Below are 17,756 nucleotides of genomic sequence, written 5' to 3' on the forward strand. Positions count from 1 at the left end.
GCGGCGGTCACGCAGTCAGGACATGGGCGTGCGTACTCAGATGCGCCCTGAGTAGGTACCTGACGTGCGGCCCGGCGGCCGGCTCGGGAGAAGCGGTTTGAACCAGCCCCGGGCCTTCTGTATTGTTCACTCCGTTCCCGGGCGATTAGCTCAGCGGGAGAGCACTTCGTTCACACCGAAGGGGTCACTGGTTCGATCCCAGTATCGCCCACCGGGACAGGCCGGTCCGTCACTGACGGACCGGCCTTCCGCATGTACGCGACCTACGCGGCGGTCGACAGGTCCGGCCGCAGCGGCCAGTGCGGATCCACCGGCTCCGGCGTCCCCTGACGCGCGAACCACGCCTGCAGGCCCCGCGCCTGCGCCGCGTGCCACACCGCCTGCAGCGTGTGCAGCTCGGCCGGCGTCAGCCGCTCCAGCCGGGCCGCGAACCGCCGCCCCACCGCCCTGACCAGTTCCAGCGAGGCCATCGCGTCCGCCGCCGCGTCGTGCGCGCCCTCCAGCTCGATCCCGTAGTGCGCGCACAGGTCCGTCAGCGTCCGGCGGCCCTTGCGGTACCGGTCCAGGTGCTTGTCCAGCACCCGCGGGTCCAGCACCGTCAGCGGCCGGTTGTCCAGGTACCGCGACAGCGAGGACGCCCGGTGCCGGCGCAACTCCCGGTCCAGCAGCGTCAGATCGAACGGCGCGTTCATCACCACCACCGGCCGACCGGCCACCTGCTGCTCCCCGAGCGCCCGGGCTATCTCCTCCACCACCGGCGCGGGCCAGCGCCCGTGACGCTGCAGGTGCTCATCGGTGAGCCCGTGCACTTCCGTAGCGCCCGGGGGCACCGGAATGCCGGGATTGACCAGCCAGCGCGTGGTGCGGACCCGGCCGCCCGCACACTCCTGGACGATGAGCGCGGCGGACACGATCCGGTCCTGCTCGACGTCCACCCCGGTGGTCTCCGTGTCGAATGCGGCCAGCGGGCCCTCGTACCAGCGTGTCATGGCGAACTCCTCGTCCCCGAGCGGCGGGTGGAGCTTCCTGAACACACCACCCCCGCCGCATCGGTGATACCCGGGCTGTTTGCCCCGTACGCCGTTTGCGGGCAGTCGGGTGCGGAGACAACTTCCCTGGGGGACCGTACGCATGACCGGTCGTCACCCAGCACCGCTCGCGGCAGAGCCCGCAAGGCATGGGGGAGCCGGCCATGGCGCTCACACAGCCCGAACCGGGCGGGGTGCTGCACGAGGGGACCGGTCCGCGGACCGGAGCCCTGCGCGGCACGCTCGCCACCACCGCCTGCATGGAGACCCTCCAGGTGGGATACCTGCACGCCGTCGCGGCCGCCGCCGGGTGCTCGCTGTCCCAGCCCTTCCCCGACAACGGCATCGACTGGCACGTCTCCCACGGAGCGCCCGAGCACGTCGTCGACGACGAGGTCACCATCAAGGTGCAGCTCAAGGCGACCTACCAGATACCGCCCCGGCCGGCCGGGGCCACCTTCGCCTTCACCCTCGACAACGAGCACCTGGTGAAGCTGGCCCGGACGCCCGTCGCCGTCCACAAGATCCTCGTCGTGATGCTCGTACCGAGGGAGCGCGAGCAGTGGCTCGCCGCCGGACACGACCGGCTCGACCTGAGGCACTGCTGCTACTGGACCAACCTCGCCGGACACCCCGTGACCGGCCGGCGCCGCACCACCGTACGGATCCCGACCACGCGGATCTTCGACGACCGTGCGCTGTGCGAGATCATGACCCGGGTCGGGTCGGGAGGGACACCCTGATGAACCTGCACTCACCGCACCTCGAACCGCTCCCGTCCCCGCGGTACGCCCCGGGCGGTCCCGATCCCGCGCAGGTCGACCCGCAGGTGCTGGGGGCGCTGCTGCACCGGCACGGATGGCTGCGGCGCGGCGGCGCGGCCGGCCGGTACGGGCGCTGGACCCCGCCCGGCCGCTCGGGCACCAGCCTGCTCGTCCCGGAGAGCCGCGCCTTCCCCGACTGCGCGGACCTGCTGGAGGAGGCGCTCACCGCCCTCGCGCACGGCGGACTGCCCTCGGCGCGCGAGGTGCTCCTCGGGCTGAGCGTGCCCAGCGACGAGATCCGCTGGGAGCGGGAGATCCCGGAGGGGCCCTACGGGTACCAGGGCGAGGCCTCCTGGCCCGTGCAGGAACAGCTGCGCTCGGCCGCCCGCCGGCTCCTGCTCGCGGGGGCCCTCGCCGACCGGGCCCGGGCCGGGTACTACGGGGCCCGCCACCAGGCGCAGGCCGAGCGCACCCTGGACGGGGTGCTGGTGGGCCCCTCCCCGGGCGGGCGCCGGCTGACCGCGTACGTCCCCGTGGACGGCGGCCGGGGACCGGTGACCCGGCTGCACCATGCCTTGCACGCGGCCCGCGAGGCGGTGGACTACCAGCGGGCCACCGGCGGCATGGAGGCCTTCGACGCGGCGGTGGCCGCCGGGGTCAGCCGGGAACTCGCCGAGGCGCTCATCGCCCTGGTCCGGGGCTCGGAGGGCGCCCGGATCGCCCTGGCCTGGGCGCCGGCGGCCGGGGTCCCGGCGGGCTGCGCGGCGCGCCCGGAGCCGGTGGAGTTCTCCCCGGGCGACCTGCCCGTGCTGCGCGAGGCCGCCTCCCGCTACACCCGCGCGGAGCCCGCCGTACCGGTCCGGCTCGCCGGGGCCGTGGTGCGGATGCGGCGCAAGGCCGCCGGCGGCGGAGGGACCGTACGGCTGCGGGTGCTGGCCGGGGCGGAGGTCCCGTACGTCCGGGCGGCCCTCGACGAGGAGGCGTACCGCATCGCGGGCCACGCCCACCTGGTGGGCCTGCCGGTCCGGGTCACCGGCCGACTGCAACGCCGCGGCGGCTTCCGGCGGCTGTCCGACGCGGCGGACGTGACGCCGGTACCGATGGACGAGGTCGAGCGGGACCGGCTGATGAAGTCCCTGGACGCGGCCTTCGACCCCGAGGACGCGCTGCCGTGCGACGACTAGCGGAAGGCGGTGGCGCGGACCGTGTCGCCGCACAGGGCGAACTGGCCGCCGTCGGAGGGGGCCACCTGGAAGCCGGTGTTCGCGACGCCCACCACGAGGGAGGGGGCGACGGTCGGATCGGCGCCGGAGGCGCAGTAGCCGTCCGCCTCGCCGAGGACCGGGGTGAAGGTCAGCACCGTCGAGGCGCTCGCGCCCTGGGACAGCAGCACGGGCCGGGCCTGGCCCCGGGGGACGACGCGCAGCGGCTTGTTCTGATCCGGAGAACCCTGGCCCGCGAGAGCGACCGTCGGGAAGCCCCGCAGCTGACAGGCCGGGCCGTTGTTGACCACCGTGAACCGCACGTGCGTGGTGTCGGGCCGATCCGCACCGGTGTCGGAGAGCTGGTCCCCGGTGCACGCGGCGGCCGGCGCCGCCGTGGCGGGAGTGCCGGCGAGCAGTCCGCCCGCCAGCAGGGCCGTCGCGGCGCCCAGGGCAGCCGTCTTCCTGGTCACTCTCATGGGTGTCACCTCATGCCAGGTCGGAAGATCCCCTTCCACCATCGCACGAGGCGTCTCGGGCGGCCCGGCCGAACGAGGCCATGGTCAGCCCCGGCACGGGGGAGAAGTCAGGGCCGCGGGTGAAGCCGGCACGTTCGTAGAGGGTCACCGCGGGGGCGTTCGCCGCGCCCGTGGTGACCTCGACCAGGCGGCCGGGGAACAGCTCGGTCAGGACGTGGCGCAGCAGCAGGGAGGCGACGCCCCGGCGGAACCAGTCCGGGTCCACGCACAGCCGGTCGATGCCGATGCCGCCGTCGGCCCCTTCCTCCCAGGCGAGGAAGCCGGCCGGCTCGCCGTCCTCGGCGACGGCGCCCACCCAGTTCAGAGGCCGGGCCTTCATCTGGGCCAGGCTCTCGCCCAGCGCGGGGATGCCGTCGAAACCGATCAGCTCCGCCTCCACCGCGTAGGCGGCCCGCCCGATCCGGTGCACGGCCGCCGCGGTGGCATCGTCGGTCAGGTCGAGCGTACGTATCTGCGGCATGCGGCCACGCTACCCGCGGCTCGCGCCCACAGGCCCGGAGTTTCGGGTGGGGCGGGGGCACACCGGGGCGTCCCCGCAGGCCGAGCGAACCCACCGCCGGGCAACGGGCCGATGCGGTGAAGGGTTCGCGAGCCGAGGAGACGCTGCGGGGGGACCCCGCCCCACGGGCCCGCCTGCGCCGCCTGCCCGGGCCGGCGCCAGGGCTCGCGGCGGGGCGGTGCCCCTCCGGGACGTCTCCTCGGCTCGCGAACCCCGCGCCGGACCGGCCCGCCGGGCGGCGGTGGGTCCGCTCGGCCTGCGGGGACATCCCGGAGCGTCCCCGCCCCGCAGCCCACCGGCCTGTGCCGGCAGGGCCGGGCTGTGGCCGGGAGGGCCGGGCCGTGGCCGGGAGGCCCCGTCGGGCGGGCCGCCCGGTAACCGTTTAGCGGCGCGGCCACTCCGCTCGGTACGATTCAGGCGCGCGGCGTTCGCCCGCGCACCCCCTGAGTCAGGAGAGACCGGTGTCAGACGTCCGTGTGATCATCCAACGCGATTCCGAGCGGGACGAGCGCGTGGTGGCCACGGGCACTACGGCGGCGGAGCTCTTCGCCGGCGAGCGCACCATCGTCGCCGCGCGCATCGCGGGCGAGCTCAAGGACCTCGCGTACGAGGTGAAGGACGGCGAGACCGTCGAGCCGGTGGAGATCTCCTCCGAGGACGGCCTCAACATCCTGCGCCACTCGACCGCGCACGTCATGGCGCAGGCCGTGCAGGAGCTCTTCCCCGAGGCCAAGCTGGGCATCGGCCCGCCGGTCCAGAACGGCTTCTACTACGACTTCGACGTGGCCCGCCCCTTCACCCCCGATGACCTGAAGGCCATCGAGAAGAAGATGCAGGAGATCCAGAAGCGCGGCCAGAAGTTCTCCCGCCGCGTGGTCACCGACGAGGCGGCCCGCGAGGAGCTCGCCGACGAGCCGTACAAGCTGGAGCTCATCGGCATCAAGGGCTCCGCGTCGACCGACGACGGCGCGAACGTCGAGGTGGGCGGCGGCGAGCTGACCATCTACGACAACCTGGACGCGAAGACCGGCGACCTGTGCTGGAAGGACCTCTGCCGCGGTCCCCACCTGCCCACCACCCGGAACATCCCGGCGTTCAAGCTCATGCGCAACGCGGCCGCCTACTGGCGCGGCAGCGAGAAGAACCCGATGCTCCAGCGCATCTACGGCACCGCGTGGCCGTCGAAGGAAGAGCTGAAGGCCCACCTCGACTTCCTCGCCGAGGCCGAGAAGCGCGACCACCGCAAGCTCGGCAACGAGCTCGACCTCTTCTCCATCCCGGACGAGATCGGCTCCGGCCTCGCCGTCTTCCACCCGCGCGGCGGCATCATCCGCCGGGTGATGGAGGACTACTCGCGCAAGCGGCACGAGGAGGAGGGCTACGAGTTCGTCTACTCCCCGCACGCCACCAAGGGCGCCCTCTTCGAGAAGAGCGGTCACCTGGACTGGTACGCGGAGGGCATGTACCCCCCCATGCAGCTCGACGGTGGTACCGACTACTACCTCAAGCCCATGAACTGCCCGATGCACAACCTGATCTTCGACGCGCGCGGCCGCTCCTACCGCGAACTGCCGCTGCGCCTGTTCGAGTTCGGCACCGTGTACCGGTACGAGAAGTCGGGTGTCGTCCACGGCCTGACCCGCGCCCGCGGCTTCACCCAGGACGACGCGCACATCTACTGCACCCGCGAGCAGATGGCGGAGGAGCTCGACACGACCCTCACCTTCGTGCTCAACCTGCTGCGCGACTACGGTCTGACCGACTTCTACCTGGAGCTGTCCACCAAGGACCCGGAGAAGTTCGTCGGCTCGGACGAGGCCTGGGAGGAGGCGACCGCGGTCCTCGCGCAGGTCGCCGAGAAGCAGGGTCTCCCGCTGGTCCCGGACCCGGGCGGCGCCGCCTTCTACGGTCCGAAGATCTCGGTGCAGTGCAAGGACGCCATCGGCCGCACCTGGCAGATGTCGACCGTGCAGCTCGACTTCAACCTGCCGGAGCGCTTCAACCTGGAGTACACCGCGCCCGACGGCTCCCGTCAGCGGCCGGTCATGATCCACCGCGCGCTGTTCGGCTCGATCGAGCGGTTCTTCGCCGTGCTGCTGGAGCACTACGCCGGCGCCATGCCGCCGTGGCTGGCCCCGGTCCAGGCGGTCGGCATCCCGATCGGCGACGGGCACGTCGAGTACCTGCAGGAGTTCGCCGCGGCGGCGAAGAAGCAGGGTCTGCGGGTCGAGGTGGACGCCTCCTCCGACCGCATGCAGAAGAAGATCCGCAACCACCAGAAGCTCAAGGTCCCGTTCATGATCATCGTCGGTGACGAGGACATGGCCGCGGGCACCGTCTCCTTCCGCTACCGCGACGGTTCGCAGGAGAACGGCATCGCCAAGGACGAGGCGCTGGCCAAGCTGGCCAAGGTCGTCGCGGACCGCGTCCAGGTCTGATCGTCCGATCCGGCACCCGGAGCACCCGCAGGCCCCCGGAAAGTGATCACTTTCCGGGGGCCTTCCTCGTACGCCAGGCCAAGGTCATATGCTTGCCGCCATGACGACTCAGCCGGAGCAGCAGATCGGTGTGGGCACGCAGGACGCGTTCCAGCGACTGTGGACGCCCCACCGGATGGCCTACATCCAGGGGGAGAACAAGCCGACCGGCCCGGAGGCCGGGGACGGCTGTCCCTTCTGCGGGATTCCGGACATGTCCGATCAGGACGGCCTGGTCGTCGCGCGCGGCCGGCACGTGTACGCGGTGCTGAACCTCTACCCGTACAACGGCGGCCACCTGATGGTCGTCCCGTACCGGCACGTCGCCGACTACACCGAGCTGGACGGGCCGGAGACGGCCGAGCTCGCCGACCTCACCAAGCGGGCGATGGTCGCGCTGCGCAAGGCCTCGGGCGCGCACGGATTCAACATCGGCATGAACCAGGGCGCGGCGGCCGGCGCCGGCATCGCCGCGCACCTGCACCAGCACATCGTGCCCCGCTGGGGCGGGGACACGAACTTCATGCCGGTCGTGGGCCACACCAAGGTGCTGCCCCAACTCCTGGCGGACACCCGCCAGATGCTCGCCGACGCCTGGCCCGTGGACTAGGGCGTGTTTTAAAAGTCCCGCCTGGCTCGCGGCGCCTGGCACCGCGCCTCGCCGCGTTGTCGGAACGCCCGCTTACGTCCAGTAGGCGGGCGATCCTCCGCCTTGCGATGCACGGCACCAGACGCCGCGAGCCGCGCCCTTCGGGCGCCCGGCGCTACTTTTAGAACACGCCCTAGGCGTAGCGTCAGGCCCGGTCCGGGCGGTCCCGGCGCCAGGCCCGTACCTCTGCCTCGACGTCGAACTCCGTGAGGCCCAGGGGCGGGCCCGGCGGGGGCATGCGCAGGGCCGCCGCGATCTTCTCGTTGATCTCCGTGAGGACGCCCCGTACCTGGCGTTCCGAGCGGGCCGCCCGGACCTTCTCCACGGCGTCCTCGGCCTCCTTGCGCAGCGCGAGCGCCGGGGGCAGGACGGCGAAGCCCTCGCGGTGCAGCTTGTCCTTGATCCACCACTGCTCGTCGTAGGGCGCGTCCAGCGAGGCCAGCGGCTTGCCGTAGCCGGGCAGGCTCGTGAAGTCGCCCCGTTCGGTGGCCTGTCGGATCTGCCGGTCCACGAAGGACTCGAAGCTGACCCCCGGTGGCTTGCGCTCGGTCATGGTCCCTCCTCGGTCCCTCCTCGGCCGTCCCTCCAGCCTACCTACGCGTCGTAGACGTCCGCCTTGCGCGGGGACGGCTCCTGGATGAGCCCGCTCATGATCGACGAGCGGTTGGTGAAGCGGTCGGTGTCGACGCCGTTCTCCTCCAGCACCTTGAAGGTCGCCGCGTGGATCGCCCGCAGGACCGGAGCCACCGTACGCAGGGCGTCGTCCGCCATGAACCGGTGCCGCCACATCGAGCTCGCCCAGACGTGGCGCAGGCCGAAGGGCTCGGGCAGGACCAGCTTGCCGCCGAAGAACTCCAGGATCGGCGGGTACCAGGTCAGCGGGGCCCGCACGGCGAGGCGCACCACCTCCTGCGCGTCCACCAGCGGCAGCGGGCGCTCCACGGTCTCCCAGAAGCGGATGCTCTTGGGCACCTCCACGGTCGGGGCCGCGGACTTGCTGGTGAACAGCCCGTGTACGGGGCCCAGGGCGTGCGCGGTGACGTCCACGCGCAGCGTCTTGTAGAGCACGGTGACCGTGACCAGCATGTTGATGACCAACTGGCCGTCCCAGAGCGGGTACTGGATGCCCAGGTAGTGCCGGTTGCCGGCGCTGAACTGCTGCTCGTTGCAGATCCGGGTGATCTCGTGCGGCTTGATGAGGAAGGCGTCCACGTTCTCACCGGTGGGGCGGGCCACCTCGGCGGCGCCCTCACCGATCGGGGTGACGATCCAGTGCTGGATCGCGGCCGGCGGGAAGCCGCCGGTGTGCAGGGGCCCCCGCTCCAGCTTGCGGAGCTGGGCGTCGATCCCGCGTATGACGTCCCAGCTGCGGAAGGGGTGGATCTCCATGCCCTCGCTCTTGGGGGTCAGCTCCTCGGCCATCTGCCAGCTGCCCCACCGGGTGCCCATGCCCAGGATCCCCTTGGGGCCCGCGTAGAAGACCTGGTTGCTGCGGTCCTCGGCGGTCAGCTTGGCGAGCTGGTGACGCAGGTCCTCGCGCGCCTTCTCGTCGGGGTTGCCGGGCACGGCCTCGGGGATCTTGGCGCCGACCCCGCCGCCCGACAGCAGCCCGTCCCAGCGGGCGCGCAGGTCCCGGGCGGTGGCCTCGCAGGTGCGGCGGGCGAGCAGCCAGCCCAGGGCCGGGGCGATGATCATGCCGCGCGCGTAGAGGCCGAGGAAGCCGGTCAGCGGCAGCTTGAACATCAGGAGGGCCGCCACGGCGCCGATGCCGACCAGGACCGCGGTGCCGATCCAGGAGCTGTGCCTGCCCTCCTTGGCGCCCAGGGTCTTGCGGAGCTGGAAGAGCCCCAGCCACAGCAACAGGCCGGGCAGGAACAGCACACCGCAGACCAGCATGATCAGCCGGAGCCTGCGGTCGCGCTCCTTGCGGATGTGCGAGGCGGCCAGGCAGTGCTCCACCACCGTCTGCGGATCGGCGCCGAAGGACTGGATGAGGGGCTTGCGGCCCGGACCGAGGGCGCGGGCCTCCACGGCGCGGCAGAAGGCCTCGCCGAGGCTGGGCTCGAAGAGGGAGATCTTCGGCGGTTTCACCGTCGCCGGGTGGTTCTCGCTGTTGGCGGTGAGTATCTTCTCCAGCTTGCTGTCCTTGCCGCCGTCCCGGTACGCGGCGGAGGCGAGGGCGTTGGTCGCCGCCGTCTGACCGCCGCCTCCCTGCAGCGGAACCTGCGCTCCGGGCCTGAAGTCGAATCCGTCGTCCGCCACCGCTGCCCCCATCGCTGTGCGTTCGTGCTCTTTTGATGCGCCGACGAGCCTATCGGCGGATCTCACCCCATGGTCATGGGACAGGGAAATGCCGCCCACCGCAAGCTGGTTGGGTGGGCGGCCGACCCGGTGCTACACCAATCAGCTTCCCTTCCCGGTCTGTTCCCGCACCTTTTCCGCGATCTGCGGCGGCATCGGTTCGTGGCGTGCGTACGCCCGGGCGAAGCGGCCGGTGCCGTGCGAGACGGAGCGCAGCTCGACGGCGTAGCGGCCGATCTCGATCTCCGGGATCTCGGCGCGCACCCGGGTGCGCCCCGGCGCGGCCTGGTCGGTGCCGACGACGCGGCCGCGGCGGCCGGCGAGGTCGCTCATGACCGGGCCCACGTACTCGTCGGGGACGACGACGGCGAGCTCGGCGACCGGTTCGAGGAGGTCGATCCGGGCCTCGGCGGCGGCTTCGCGCAGGGCGAGGGCGCCGGCCGTCTGGAAGGCGGCGTCGGAGGAGTCCACCGAGTGCGCCTTGCCGTCGAGGAGGGTGATGCGCACGTCGACCAGCGGGTAGCCGGCGGCGACCCCGCGGGCGGCCTGGGTGCGTACGCCCTTCTCCACGGACGGGATGAACTGGCGGGGCACGGAGCCGCCGACGACCTTGTCGACGAACTCGATGCCGCTGCCGGGCGGGAGCGGCTCCACCTCGATCTCGCAGATGGCGAACTGGCCGTGGCCGCCGGACTGTTTGACGTGCCGGCCGCGCCCGGCGGCCTTGGCGCCGAAGGTCTCGCGCAGGCTCACCTTGTGCGGGACGGGGTCGACCTGGACGCCGTAGCGGGTGCGCAGCCGCTCCAGGGCGACGTCCTGGTGGGCCTCGCCGAGGCACCACAGGACGACCTGGTGGGTGTGCGGGTTCTGCTCCAGCCGCATGGTCGGGTCCTCGGCGACGAGCCGGGCCAGGCCCTGGGACAGCTTGTCCTCGTCGGCCTTGCTGTGGGCCTCGATGGCGAGGGGGAGCAGGGGGTCGGGCATGGTCCACGGTGCCATCAGGAGCGGGTCGTCCTTGGCGGAGAGGGTGTCGCCGGTCTCCGCGCGGGTGAGTTTGGCCACGCAGGCCAGGTCGCCGGCGATGCACCGGGTGAGGACGCGCTGCTGTTTGCCGAAGGGGGAGGAGAGGGCGCCGACCCGCTCGTCGAGGTCGTGGTCCTCGTGCCCGCGGTCGGCGAGGCCGTGCCCGCTGACGTGGACGGTCTCCTCGGCCTTCAGGGTGCCGGAGAAGACGCGTACGAGGGAGACCCGGCCGACGTAGGGGTCGGAGGAGGTCTTGACGACCTCGGCGACGAGGGAGCCGTCAGGATCGCAGGTGACGTCCGGGCGGGCGGAGCCGTCGGGGCGGGTGACGGGGACGGCGGCGCGCTCCAGCGGGGTGGGGAAGCCGCCGGTGACCAGTTCGAGGAGCTCCACGGTGCCCAGGCCCTGGCGGGCGCCGTCGGTGGCGGGGGCGGCCATCAGGACGGGGTGGAAGGTGCCGCGCGCCACCGCCCGCTCCAGGTCGTCGACGAGGGTCTTGAGGTCGATCTCCTCGCCGCCCAGGTAGCGGTCCATGAGGCTCTCGTCCTCGCTCTCGGCGATGATCCCCTCGATGAGCCGGGCGCGGGCGTCGGTGATGAGGGCGAGCTCGGCCGGGTCCGGGTCGCGCTCCACACGCTCGCCGGAGGCGTACTCGTAGACGCGCCGGGAGAGCAGGCCGAGCAGGCCGGTGACGGGGGCGTGCCCGTCGGGGCCGGGCGGGCCGTGCAGGGGGAGGTAGAGGGGGATGACCGCGTCGGGGTCGTCGGCGCCGAAGATCTCGCCGCAGACGGTGGTCATCTGCGTGTAGTCGGAGCGGGCGGCCTCCAGGTGGGTCACGACGATGGCCCTGGGCATGCCGACGGCCTCGCACTCGTCCCAGACCATGCGGGTGGCGCCGTCGATCCCGTCCGAGGCCGAGACGACGAAAAGGGCCGCGTCCGCGGCGCGCAGACCGGCCCTGAGTTCCCCGACGAAGTCGGCGTATCCGGGGGTGTCCAGGATATTGATCTTGATTCCGCCCCATTCGACGGGGACGAGGGACAGCTGGACGGAGCGCTGCCGGCGGTGCTCGATCTCGTCGTAGTCGGAGACGGTGGCACCGTCCTCGACCCGGCCGGCCCGGTTGACCGCGCCCGCGGTCAGGGCGAGGGCTTCGACCAGCGTCGTCTTGCCGGATCCGCTGTGGCCGACCAGCACGACATTCCGGATGGAAGAGGGGCGGTCGGCCGTCAGTGCCCTGCCGGCGGCTCCGGCTTGGTGTGATGTGGCTCCCATGATGCTCATGCCTCCCGGTGGTGACGGTGAGGAGGGGCGGGTGGTGAGGGGATCGGTGTCCGATCGGTGTCCCGGCCTCCTCCGCGGAGGAGGAATACGGGATTCTTCGAGCTTTGCACTGGTGTCACATCCCGTCCATACGTCGTACCGGGGACGTACCCGGGGCCCACCGGAGGCGGTCCACGGCGTGAAGTACGTCTTACGTGGCACGAACCGGTGGGTGCGCGGCGTCCGCGCGGTGGCGTGCTGGCTACGATGGGCCAGCCGGTGGCCGTGGTGGCCGTGCGGCCCAGCGACCCTCCGGGAAGGCCATGCTGAACAAGTACGCGCGTGCATTCTTCACGCGTGTTCTCACGCCATTCGCCGCTTTTCTGCTCCGGCGGGGGGTGAGCCCGGACGCGGTCACCCTGATCGGCACGGCCGGAGTGGTGGCCGGAGCGCTGTGGTTCTTCCCCCGCGGCGAGTTCTTCTGGGGCACGATCACCATCACCCTCTTCGTCTTCTCCGACCTGGTGGACGGGAACATGGCCCGCCAGGCCGGTGTCTCCAGCAGATGGGGAGCCTTCCTCGACTCCACCCTCGACCGGGTGGCGGACGCGGCGATCTTCGGCGGCCTCGCGCTCTGGTACGCGGGCAACGGGAACGACAACGCGCTGTGCGCGGTGGCGATCTTCTGCCTGGCCAGCGGCCAGGTGGTCTCGTACACCAAGGCGCGCGGCGAGTCGATCGGGCTGCCGGTGGCCGTCAACGGGCTCATCGAGCGGGCCGAGCGACTGGTGATCTCGCTGGTCGCGGCCGGCCTGTCCGGGCTGCAGACCTTCGGTGCGCCGTCCTGGATCGGTGTGCTGCTGCCGATCGCGCTGTGGATCGTGGCGGTGGGCTCGCTCGTCACCCTGATCCAGCGGGTGGTCACCGTACGCCGCGAGTCGGCCGAGGCCGACGCCGCGGCGGCGGCCGCCGAAGGAGGCGCGGCCTGATGGGCGCCCTCCAGGACAAGCTGGTCGACTCGCTGTACGGACTCGGCTGGGCCGGGGTCAAGAAGCTGCCCGAACCGGCCGCCGTGGCCCTGGGCCGGCGCATCGCCGACTTCGCGTGGAAGCGGCGCGGCAAGAGCGTGCTGCGCCTGGAGTCGAACCTGGCCCGGGTGGTGCCCGACGCCGGTCCCGAGCGGCTGCGCGAGCTGTCGCAGGCGGGCATGCGCTCGTACATGCGGTACTGGATGGAGTCCTTCCGGCTGCCGACCATGGACCCCGAGCGCTTCAGCACCGACGTCGAGTTCACGGACGAGCACCTGCTGCGCGAGGCCCTCGACTCCGGGCGCGGAGTGGTCGTGGCCCTGCCGCACCTGGCCAACTGGGACCTCGCCGGGGCCTGGGCCATCGGCCACATGAAGGCGCCGTTCACCACGGTCGCCGAGCGGCTGAAGCCCGAGACCCTCTACGACCGCTTCGTGGCCTACCGGGAGAGCCTGGGCATGGAGGTCCTGCCGCACAGCGGCGGCGCCGCCTTCGGCACCCTCGCCCGGCGGCTGCGCTCCGGCGGCCTGGTCTGCCTGGTCGCGGACCGGGACCTGTCGGCCTCCGGGGTCGAAGTGGACTTCTTCGGCTCCACGGCGCGCATGCCGGCCGGGCCGGCGCTGCTGGCCCAGCAGACCGGTGCGGTGCTGCTCCCGGCGACCCTGCACTACGGCGGCACGCCGAAGTTGTACGGCCGGATCCACCCCGAGGTGAAGGTGCCGAAGACCGGGACCCGCACCGAGAAGACCACCCTCATGACCCAGGCGATGGCGGACGCCTTCGCGTGGGGCATCGCCGAGCACCCGGAGGACTGGCACATGCTGCAGCGGCTGTGGCTGGACGACCTGGAGGAGCGCCCGTAGTGAAGATCGGCATCGTGTGCCCGTACTCGTGGGACGTGCCGGGTGGCGTCCAGTTCCACATCCGGGACCTGGCGGAGCACCTGATCCGCCTCGGCCACGAGGTGTCGGTGCTCGCCCCGGCGGACGACGAGACCCCGCTGCCGCCGTACGTGGTCTCGGCCGGGCGGGCGGTGCCTGTTCCGTACAACGGCTCGGTGGCCCGGCTGAACTTCGGCTTCCTGTCGGCGGCCCGGGTACGGCGCTGGCTCCACGACGGCACCTTCGACGTGATCCACATCCACGAGCCGGCCTCGCCCTCGCTGGGGCTGCTGTCCTGCTGGGCGGCGCAGGGGCCGATCGTGGCGACCTTCCACACCTCGAACCCCCGGTCCCGGGCGATGATCGCGGCGTACCCGATCCTGCAGCCGGCCCTGGAGAAGATCAACGCGCGGATCGCGGTGAGCGAGTACGCGCGGCGCACGCTGGTGGAACACCTGGGCGGCGACGCGGTCGTCATCCCCAACGGCGTCGACGTGGACTTCTTCGCCAAGGCCGAGCCCAACCCCGACTGGTCCGGGCAGACCCTGGGCTTCATCGGCCGGATCGACGAGCCCCGCAAGGGCCTGCCGGTGCTGATGGCGGCCTTCCCGAAGATCGTGGAGGCCTGCCCGGACGTACGGCTGCTCGTGGCGGGCCGCGGCGACGAGGAGGAGGCGGTGGCCTCCCTGCCCGCGGAGCTCCGCGAGCGGGTCGAATTCCTCGGCATGGTCTCGGACGAGGACAAGGCGAGGCTGCTGCGCAGCGTCGACGTGTACGTCGCCCCGAACACCGGCGGCGAGAGCTTCGGCATCATCCTGGTGGAGGCCCTGTCGGCGGGCGCGGCCGTGCTCGCGTCGGACCTGGACGCCTTCGCGCAGGTCCTGGACCAGGGCGGGGCGGGCGACCTTTTCGCGAACGAGAACGCCGACGCGCTGGCGACGGCGGCGATCACGCTGCTGCGGGACCCGGAGCGCCGGGCCGAGCTCAGCGCCCGCGGCTCGGCGCACGTCCGCCGCTTCGACTGGTCCACGGTCGGGGCGGACATCCTGGCCGTCTACGAAACGGTGACGGACGGCGCGGCGGCGGTGGCCGCGGACGAACGCGTCCCGCTCCGCACCCGCCTGGGCTTCTCGAAGGACACCACCTCGTCCTGAGGGTTCATCACCCGGCGGAGACGGTCCGGTCGGGCCGCCCGCCGGGGGCGACGGTCACCTCGTGGACCTCCCCGCCCCCGGTGGTCATGCGGATCCGGTCGGGGGCCGTCCACACGGTCTCGCGCAGTGCGTAGTGGGGCGCGTCGCCGTTGAAGGAGCCGACGGTCCAGCGGCGCTCCAGGAGCCCGCTGCCCTGGTGGACGTACACCGTCCACACCGGGTCGATCCCGGCCAGCCCCTGTTCGATGACCAGTCGTCGGTCGTCCCGGCCGGGGGACGCCAGGTCCCGCGTCCGTGTGTCCCCGCCCGTCAGCATGGCCAACAAGGTGGCGATGCTCAGGACCGGGACGCCGATCACGGCCAACGGAAGGCCGACGGCGAGGCGCGTCGCCGGTTTCCGTGCTCCCAGCAGGACCGCCCCGATCAGGGCGGCCAGCGTCACCCAGCACATCGTGACGAAGTGGCCGCGCACCTTGGCCAGGACGACGAGACCGCCGTCCGAACCGCCCCAGAGGCAAGCGGCCAGGACGCCGGCCACCAAGGCGCCGGCCACCAGGGCGGCGGCCATCGCCAGAAGTGTCAGTGCCGACGTTCTGCGGCGCGATCTCATAGGTCGTGTCCCCCCCAATATCTATGGATCATGAACCCTACGGGTCCGGGGGCGGCCCGGGCCAGGGCCGATGGGGGCCGGGGGCGCGTGGAGCGGTAGGGTCGCGCAGCGTGATCGAAACCCTTGTCTGGATCGCCCTGGCTCTCGGAGTCATCGGGGTCTACCTCAGCTGGACCGCCGGCCGGCTCGACCGGCTGCACTCGCGGATGGACGCCGCGCGGGCCGCGCTCGACGCGCAGCTCGTACGCCGGGCCTCCGTCGTGCTGGAGGTGGCCACCTCCGGGGTGCTCGACCCCGCCTCCTCCCTGGTGCTCTACGAGGCCGCGCACGCCGCCCGGCAGTCCGAGGAGGACCACCGTGAGGTGGCCGAGAGCGAGCTGAGCCAGGCGCTGCGGGCGGTCTTCGCCGATGCCGACCAGGTCGACGTGCTCAAGGCGGCCCCCGGCGGGGCGGAGGCCACGGAGGAGCTGGCGGCGGCCGTCCGCCGGGTACCGATGGCGCGGCGCTTCCTCAACGACTCGGTACGGGCCGCCCGCGCGCTGCGCAGGCACCGCAAGGTCCGCTGGTTCAGACTGGCGGGGCACGCGCCGTTCCCGCTCGCCTTCGAAATGGACGATGAGCCTCCGGTGGATCTTGCGGACCGGCCGACTTAGGGCTTCCAAGGGCTTCCAAGGGCCGCGAGGGACAAATCAAGGAGCCACAGGCTCCACATTGGCCCTTGTAGTGGACTGATCCCCTGGGGTTTGCTCAGCCGAGTAGTACGAGCAGTACCCCGTCTTCCTTTCGAGTGAGGTCAATCCGTGAGCACGCTTCCCACCTCCCCCCAGTCCGCCGAGTCGGCGATCGGCACCTCGCGTGTCAAGCGCGGCATGGCCGAGCAGCTGAAGGGCGGCGTGATCATGGACGTGGTCAACGCCGAGCAGGCGAAGATCGCCGAGGACGCCGGCGCCGTGGCCGTCATGGCCCTGGAGCGGGTCCCGGCCGACATCCGCAAGGACGGCGGCGTCGCGCGCATGTCCGACCCGAACATGATCGAAGAGATCATCGAGGCCGTCTCGATCCCGGTCATGGCCAAGTCCCGCATCGGCCACTTCGTCGAGGCCCAGGTCCTGCAGTCCCTCGGTGTCGACTACATCGACGAGTCCGAGGTCCTGACCCCGGCCGACGAGGTCAACCACTCCGACAAGTGGGCGTTCACCACCCCCTTCGTCTGTGGCGCCACCAACCTCGGCGAGGCCCTGCGCCGCATCGCCGAGGGCGCGGCCATGATCCGCTCGAAGGGCGAGGCCGGCACCGGCAACGTGGTCGAGGCCGTCCGCCACCTGCGCCAGATCAAGAACGAGATCGCCCGCCTGCGCGGCTACGACAACAACGAGCTGTTCGCCGCCGCCAAGGAGCTGCGCGCCCCGTACGAGCTCGTCAAGGAAGTCGCCGAGCTCGGCAAGCTCCCGGTCGTGCTGTTCTCCGCCGGTGGCGTCGCCACCCCGGCCGACGCCGCGCTCATGCGCCAGCTCGGCGCCGAGGGCGTCTTCGTCGGCTCCGGCATCTTCAAGTCGGGCGACCCGGCCAAGCGTGCCGCCGCCATCGTGAAGGCCACCACCTTCTACGACGACCCGAAGATCATCGCGGACGCCTCCCGCAACCTGGGCGAGGCCATGGTCGGCATCAACTGCGACACCCTCCCCGAGTCCGAGCGCTACGCCAACCGCGGCTGGTAATCGGTCATGACGAACACCCCCGTGATCGGTGTCCTGGCACTTCAGGGCGACGTCCGGGAACACCTGATCGCCCTGGCCGCGGCGGACGCCGTGGCCAGGCCGATCCGGCGTCCCGAGGAGCTCGCCGAGGTCGACGCCCTGGTGATCCCCGGCGGCGAGTCCACCACCATGTCGAAGCTCGCCGTGCTGTTCGGCATGCTGGAGCCGCTGCGCGAGCGCGTGGCCGCCGGCATGCCCGTGTACGGCACCTGCGCCGGCATGATCATGCTGGCGGACAAGCTCCTGGACGGCCGTGAGGACCAGGAGACCCTGGGCGGCATCGACATGATCGTCCGCCGCAACGCGTTCGGCCGCCAGAACGAGTCCTTCGAAGCGAAGATCGACTTCGCGGGCATAGCGGGCGGCCCGGTCGAGGGCGTCTTCATCCGCGCGCCCTGGGTCGAGTCCGTCGGCGCCTCCGCCGAGGTGCTCGCCACGTACGACGGCCACACGGTCGCGGTGCGTCAGGGCAACGTCCTGGCTACCTCGTTCCACCCCGAGCTGACCGGAGACGACCGCGTTCACGCGTACTTCGTCGACATGGTGCGCGCGGGGCTGTAACGGCGTCCCGGTAGGATCTG

General features: G+C 71.9%; 17 protein-coding genes and 1 tRNA gene. 11 read left to right on the forward strand and 7 right to left on the reverse strand.

The window, feature by feature from the left end; translation table 11 throughout:
* Window positions 1–139: 139 nt before the first annotated feature.
* A tRNA-Val gene (locus tag ACFY0D_RS22245) sits at window positions 140–211 on the forward strand.
* 52 nt (window positions 212–263) lie between these two features.
* On the opposite strand, the gene ACFY0D_RS22250 is transcribed toward ACFY0D_RS22245, so the two are convergent.
* Complete coding sequence (locus ACFY0D_RS22250; protein WP_150256619.1) at window positions 264–989, reverse strand: 3'-5' exonuclease; 726 nt, start codon at window positions 987–989, stop codon at window positions 264–266.
* A gap of 203 nt (window positions 990–1,192) precedes the next feature.
* Here ACFY0D_RS22250 and ACFY0D_RS22255 point away from each other — a divergent pair, with 203 nt between their 5' ends.
* Complete coding sequence (locus ACFY0D_RS22255) at window positions 1,193–1,771, forward strand: DUF4365 domain-containing protein (RefSeq protein ID WP_389116813.1); 579 nt, start codon at window positions 1,193–1,195, stop codon at window positions 1,769–1,771.
* Window positions 1,771–2,976 (forward strand): hypothetical protein, encoded by a 1,206-nt coding sequence (locus ACFY0D_RS22260; protein WP_390799827.1) that lies wholly within the window; start codon window positions 1,771–1,773, stop codon window positions 2,974–2,976. The genes ACFY0D_RS22255 and ACFY0D_RS22260 overlap by 1 nt, the downstream gene beginning before the upstream one ends.
* On the opposite strand, the gene ACFY0D_RS22265 is transcribed toward ACFY0D_RS22260, so the two are convergent.
* Both ACFY0D_RS22265 and ACFY0D_RS22270 read right to left on the reverse strand, forming a co-directional pair.
* Complete coding sequence (locus ACFY0D_RS22265; RefSeq protein ID WP_390799828.1) at window positions 2,973–3,473, reverse strand: DUF4232 domain-containing protein; 501 nt, start codon at window positions 3,471–3,473, stop codon at window positions 2,973–2,975. The genes ACFY0D_RS22260 and ACFY0D_RS22265 overlap by 4 nt on opposite strands.
* 10 nt (window positions 3,474–3,483) lie before the next feature.
* Entirely contained in the window at window positions 3,484–3,993 is a 510-nt protein-coding gene (locus tag ACFY0D_RS22270) for a GNAT family N-acetyltransferase (RefSeq protein WP_390799829.1), read from the reverse strand.
* Window positions 3,994–4,493: 500 nt separating this feature from the next.
* Between ACFY0D_RS22270 and thrS the strand changes: the two genes are divergently transcribed.
* Window positions 4,494–6,470, forward strand: a complete 1,977-nt coding sequence (thrS, locus tag ACFY0D_RS22275; protein WP_314249596.1) for a threonine--tRNA ligase — start codon at window positions 4,494–4,496, stop codon at window positions 6,468–6,470.
* Between the two features lie 88 nt (window positions 6,471–6,558).
* The gene (locus ACFY0D_RS22280) at window positions 6,559–7,119 is read left to right on the forward strand and encodes an HIT domain-containing protein (RefSeq protein ID WP_030010101.1); all 561 of its coding nucleotides are present in this window, start codon (window positions 6,559–6,561) and stop codon (window positions 7,117–7,119) included.
* Window positions 7,120–7,303: 184 nt separating this feature from the next.
* Here ACFY0D_RS22280 and ACFY0D_RS22285 read toward each other — a convergent pair whose 3' ends face one another.
* From ACFY0D_RS22285 to ACFY0D_RS22295, 3 genes are all read right to left on the reverse strand, one after another.
* The gene (locus ACFY0D_RS22285) at window positions 7,304–7,711 is read right to left on the reverse strand and encodes a DUF1992 domain-containing protein (protein WP_390799830.1); all 408 of its coding nucleotides are present in this window, start codon (window positions 7,709–7,711) and stop codon (window positions 7,304–7,306) included.
* A 41-nt stretch (window positions 7,712–7,752) separates the two neighbouring features.
* Entirely contained in the window at window positions 7,753–9,420 is a 1,668-nt protein-coding gene (locus ACFY0D_RS22290) for a hypothetical protein (protein ID WP_390799831.1), read from the reverse strand.
* Window positions 9,421–9,561: 141 nt separating this feature from the next.
* Window positions 9,562–11,757 (reverse strand): elongation factor G-like protein EF-G2, encoded by a 2,196-nt coding sequence (locus tag ACFY0D_RS22295; RefSeq protein WP_390799908.1) that lies wholly within the window; start codon window positions 11,755–11,757, stop codon window positions 9,562–9,564.
* A 311-nt stretch (window positions 11,758–12,068) separates the two neighbouring features.
* Between ACFY0D_RS22295 and pgsA the strand changes: the two genes are divergently transcribed.
* Genes pgsA through ACFY0D_RS22310 form a run of 3 tightly spaced genes read left to right on the forward strand, consistent with a single transcriptional unit; the run spans window position 12,069 to window position 14,808 of the window.
* On the forward strand, window positions 12,069–12,734 hold the full coding sequence (gene pgsA / locus ACFY0D_RS22300) for a phosphatidylinositol phosphate synthase (protein WP_266389372.1): 666 nt from the start codon (window positions 12,069–12,071) through the stop codon (window positions 12,732–12,734).
* On the forward strand, window positions 12,734–13,636 hold the full coding sequence (locus ACFY0D_RS22305) for a phosphatidylinositol mannoside acyltransferase (RefSeq protein WP_390799832.1): 903 nt from the start codon (window positions 12,734–12,736) through the stop codon (window positions 13,634–13,636). Before pgsA ends, ACFY0D_RS22305 begins: the two co-directional genes overlap by 1 nt.
* Complete coding sequence (locus ACFY0D_RS22310) at window positions 13,636–14,808, forward strand: glycosyltransferase family 4 protein (protein WP_390799833.1); 1,173 nt, start codon at window positions 13,636–13,638, stop codon at window positions 14,806–14,808. The genes ACFY0D_RS22305 and ACFY0D_RS22310 overlap by 1 nt, the downstream gene beginning before the upstream one ends.
* Before the next feature lie 7 nt (window positions 14,809–14,815).
* Here ACFY0D_RS22310 and ACFY0D_RS22315 read toward each other — a convergent pair whose 3' ends face one another.
* On the reverse strand, window positions 14,816–15,376 hold the full coding sequence (locus ACFY0D_RS22315) for a hypothetical protein (RefSeq protein WP_390799834.1): 561 nt from the start codon (window positions 15,374–15,376) through the stop codon (window positions 14,816–14,818).
* 152 nt (window positions 15,377–15,528) lie between these two features.
* On the opposite strand from ACFY0D_RS22315, the gene ACFY0D_RS22320 reads away from it, so the two are divergent.
* From ACFY0D_RS22320 to pdxT, 3 genes are all read left to right on the forward strand, one after another.
* On the forward strand, window positions 15,529–16,071 hold the full coding sequence (locus ACFY0D_RS22320; protein ID WP_390799835.1) for a hypothetical protein: 543 nt from the start codon (window positions 15,529–15,531) through the stop codon (window positions 16,069–16,071).
* A 147-nt stretch (window positions 16,072–16,218) separates the two neighbouring features.
* Complete coding sequence (pdxS, locus tag ACFY0D_RS22325) at window positions 16,219–17,136, forward strand: pyridoxal 5'-phosphate synthase lyase subunit PdxS (RefSeq protein ID WP_030010552.1); 918 nt, start codon at window positions 16,219–16,221, stop codon at window positions 17,134–17,136.
* A 6-nt stretch (window positions 17,137–17,142) separates the two neighbouring features.
* A complete protein-coding gene (pdxT, locus tag ACFY0D_RS22330) occupies window positions 17,143–17,736 on the forward strand; it encodes a pyridoxal 5'-phosphate synthase glutaminase subunit PdxT (protein WP_351162737.1) in 594 nt (197 codons plus the stop codon).
* Window positions 17,737–17,756: the final 20 nt, after the last annotated feature.

This window comes from Streptomyces sp. NPDC001502 (assembly GCF_042894785.1).
GTDB lineage: Bacteria > Actinomycetota > Actinomycetes > Streptomycetales > Streptomycetaceae > Streptomyces > Streptomyces kutzneri.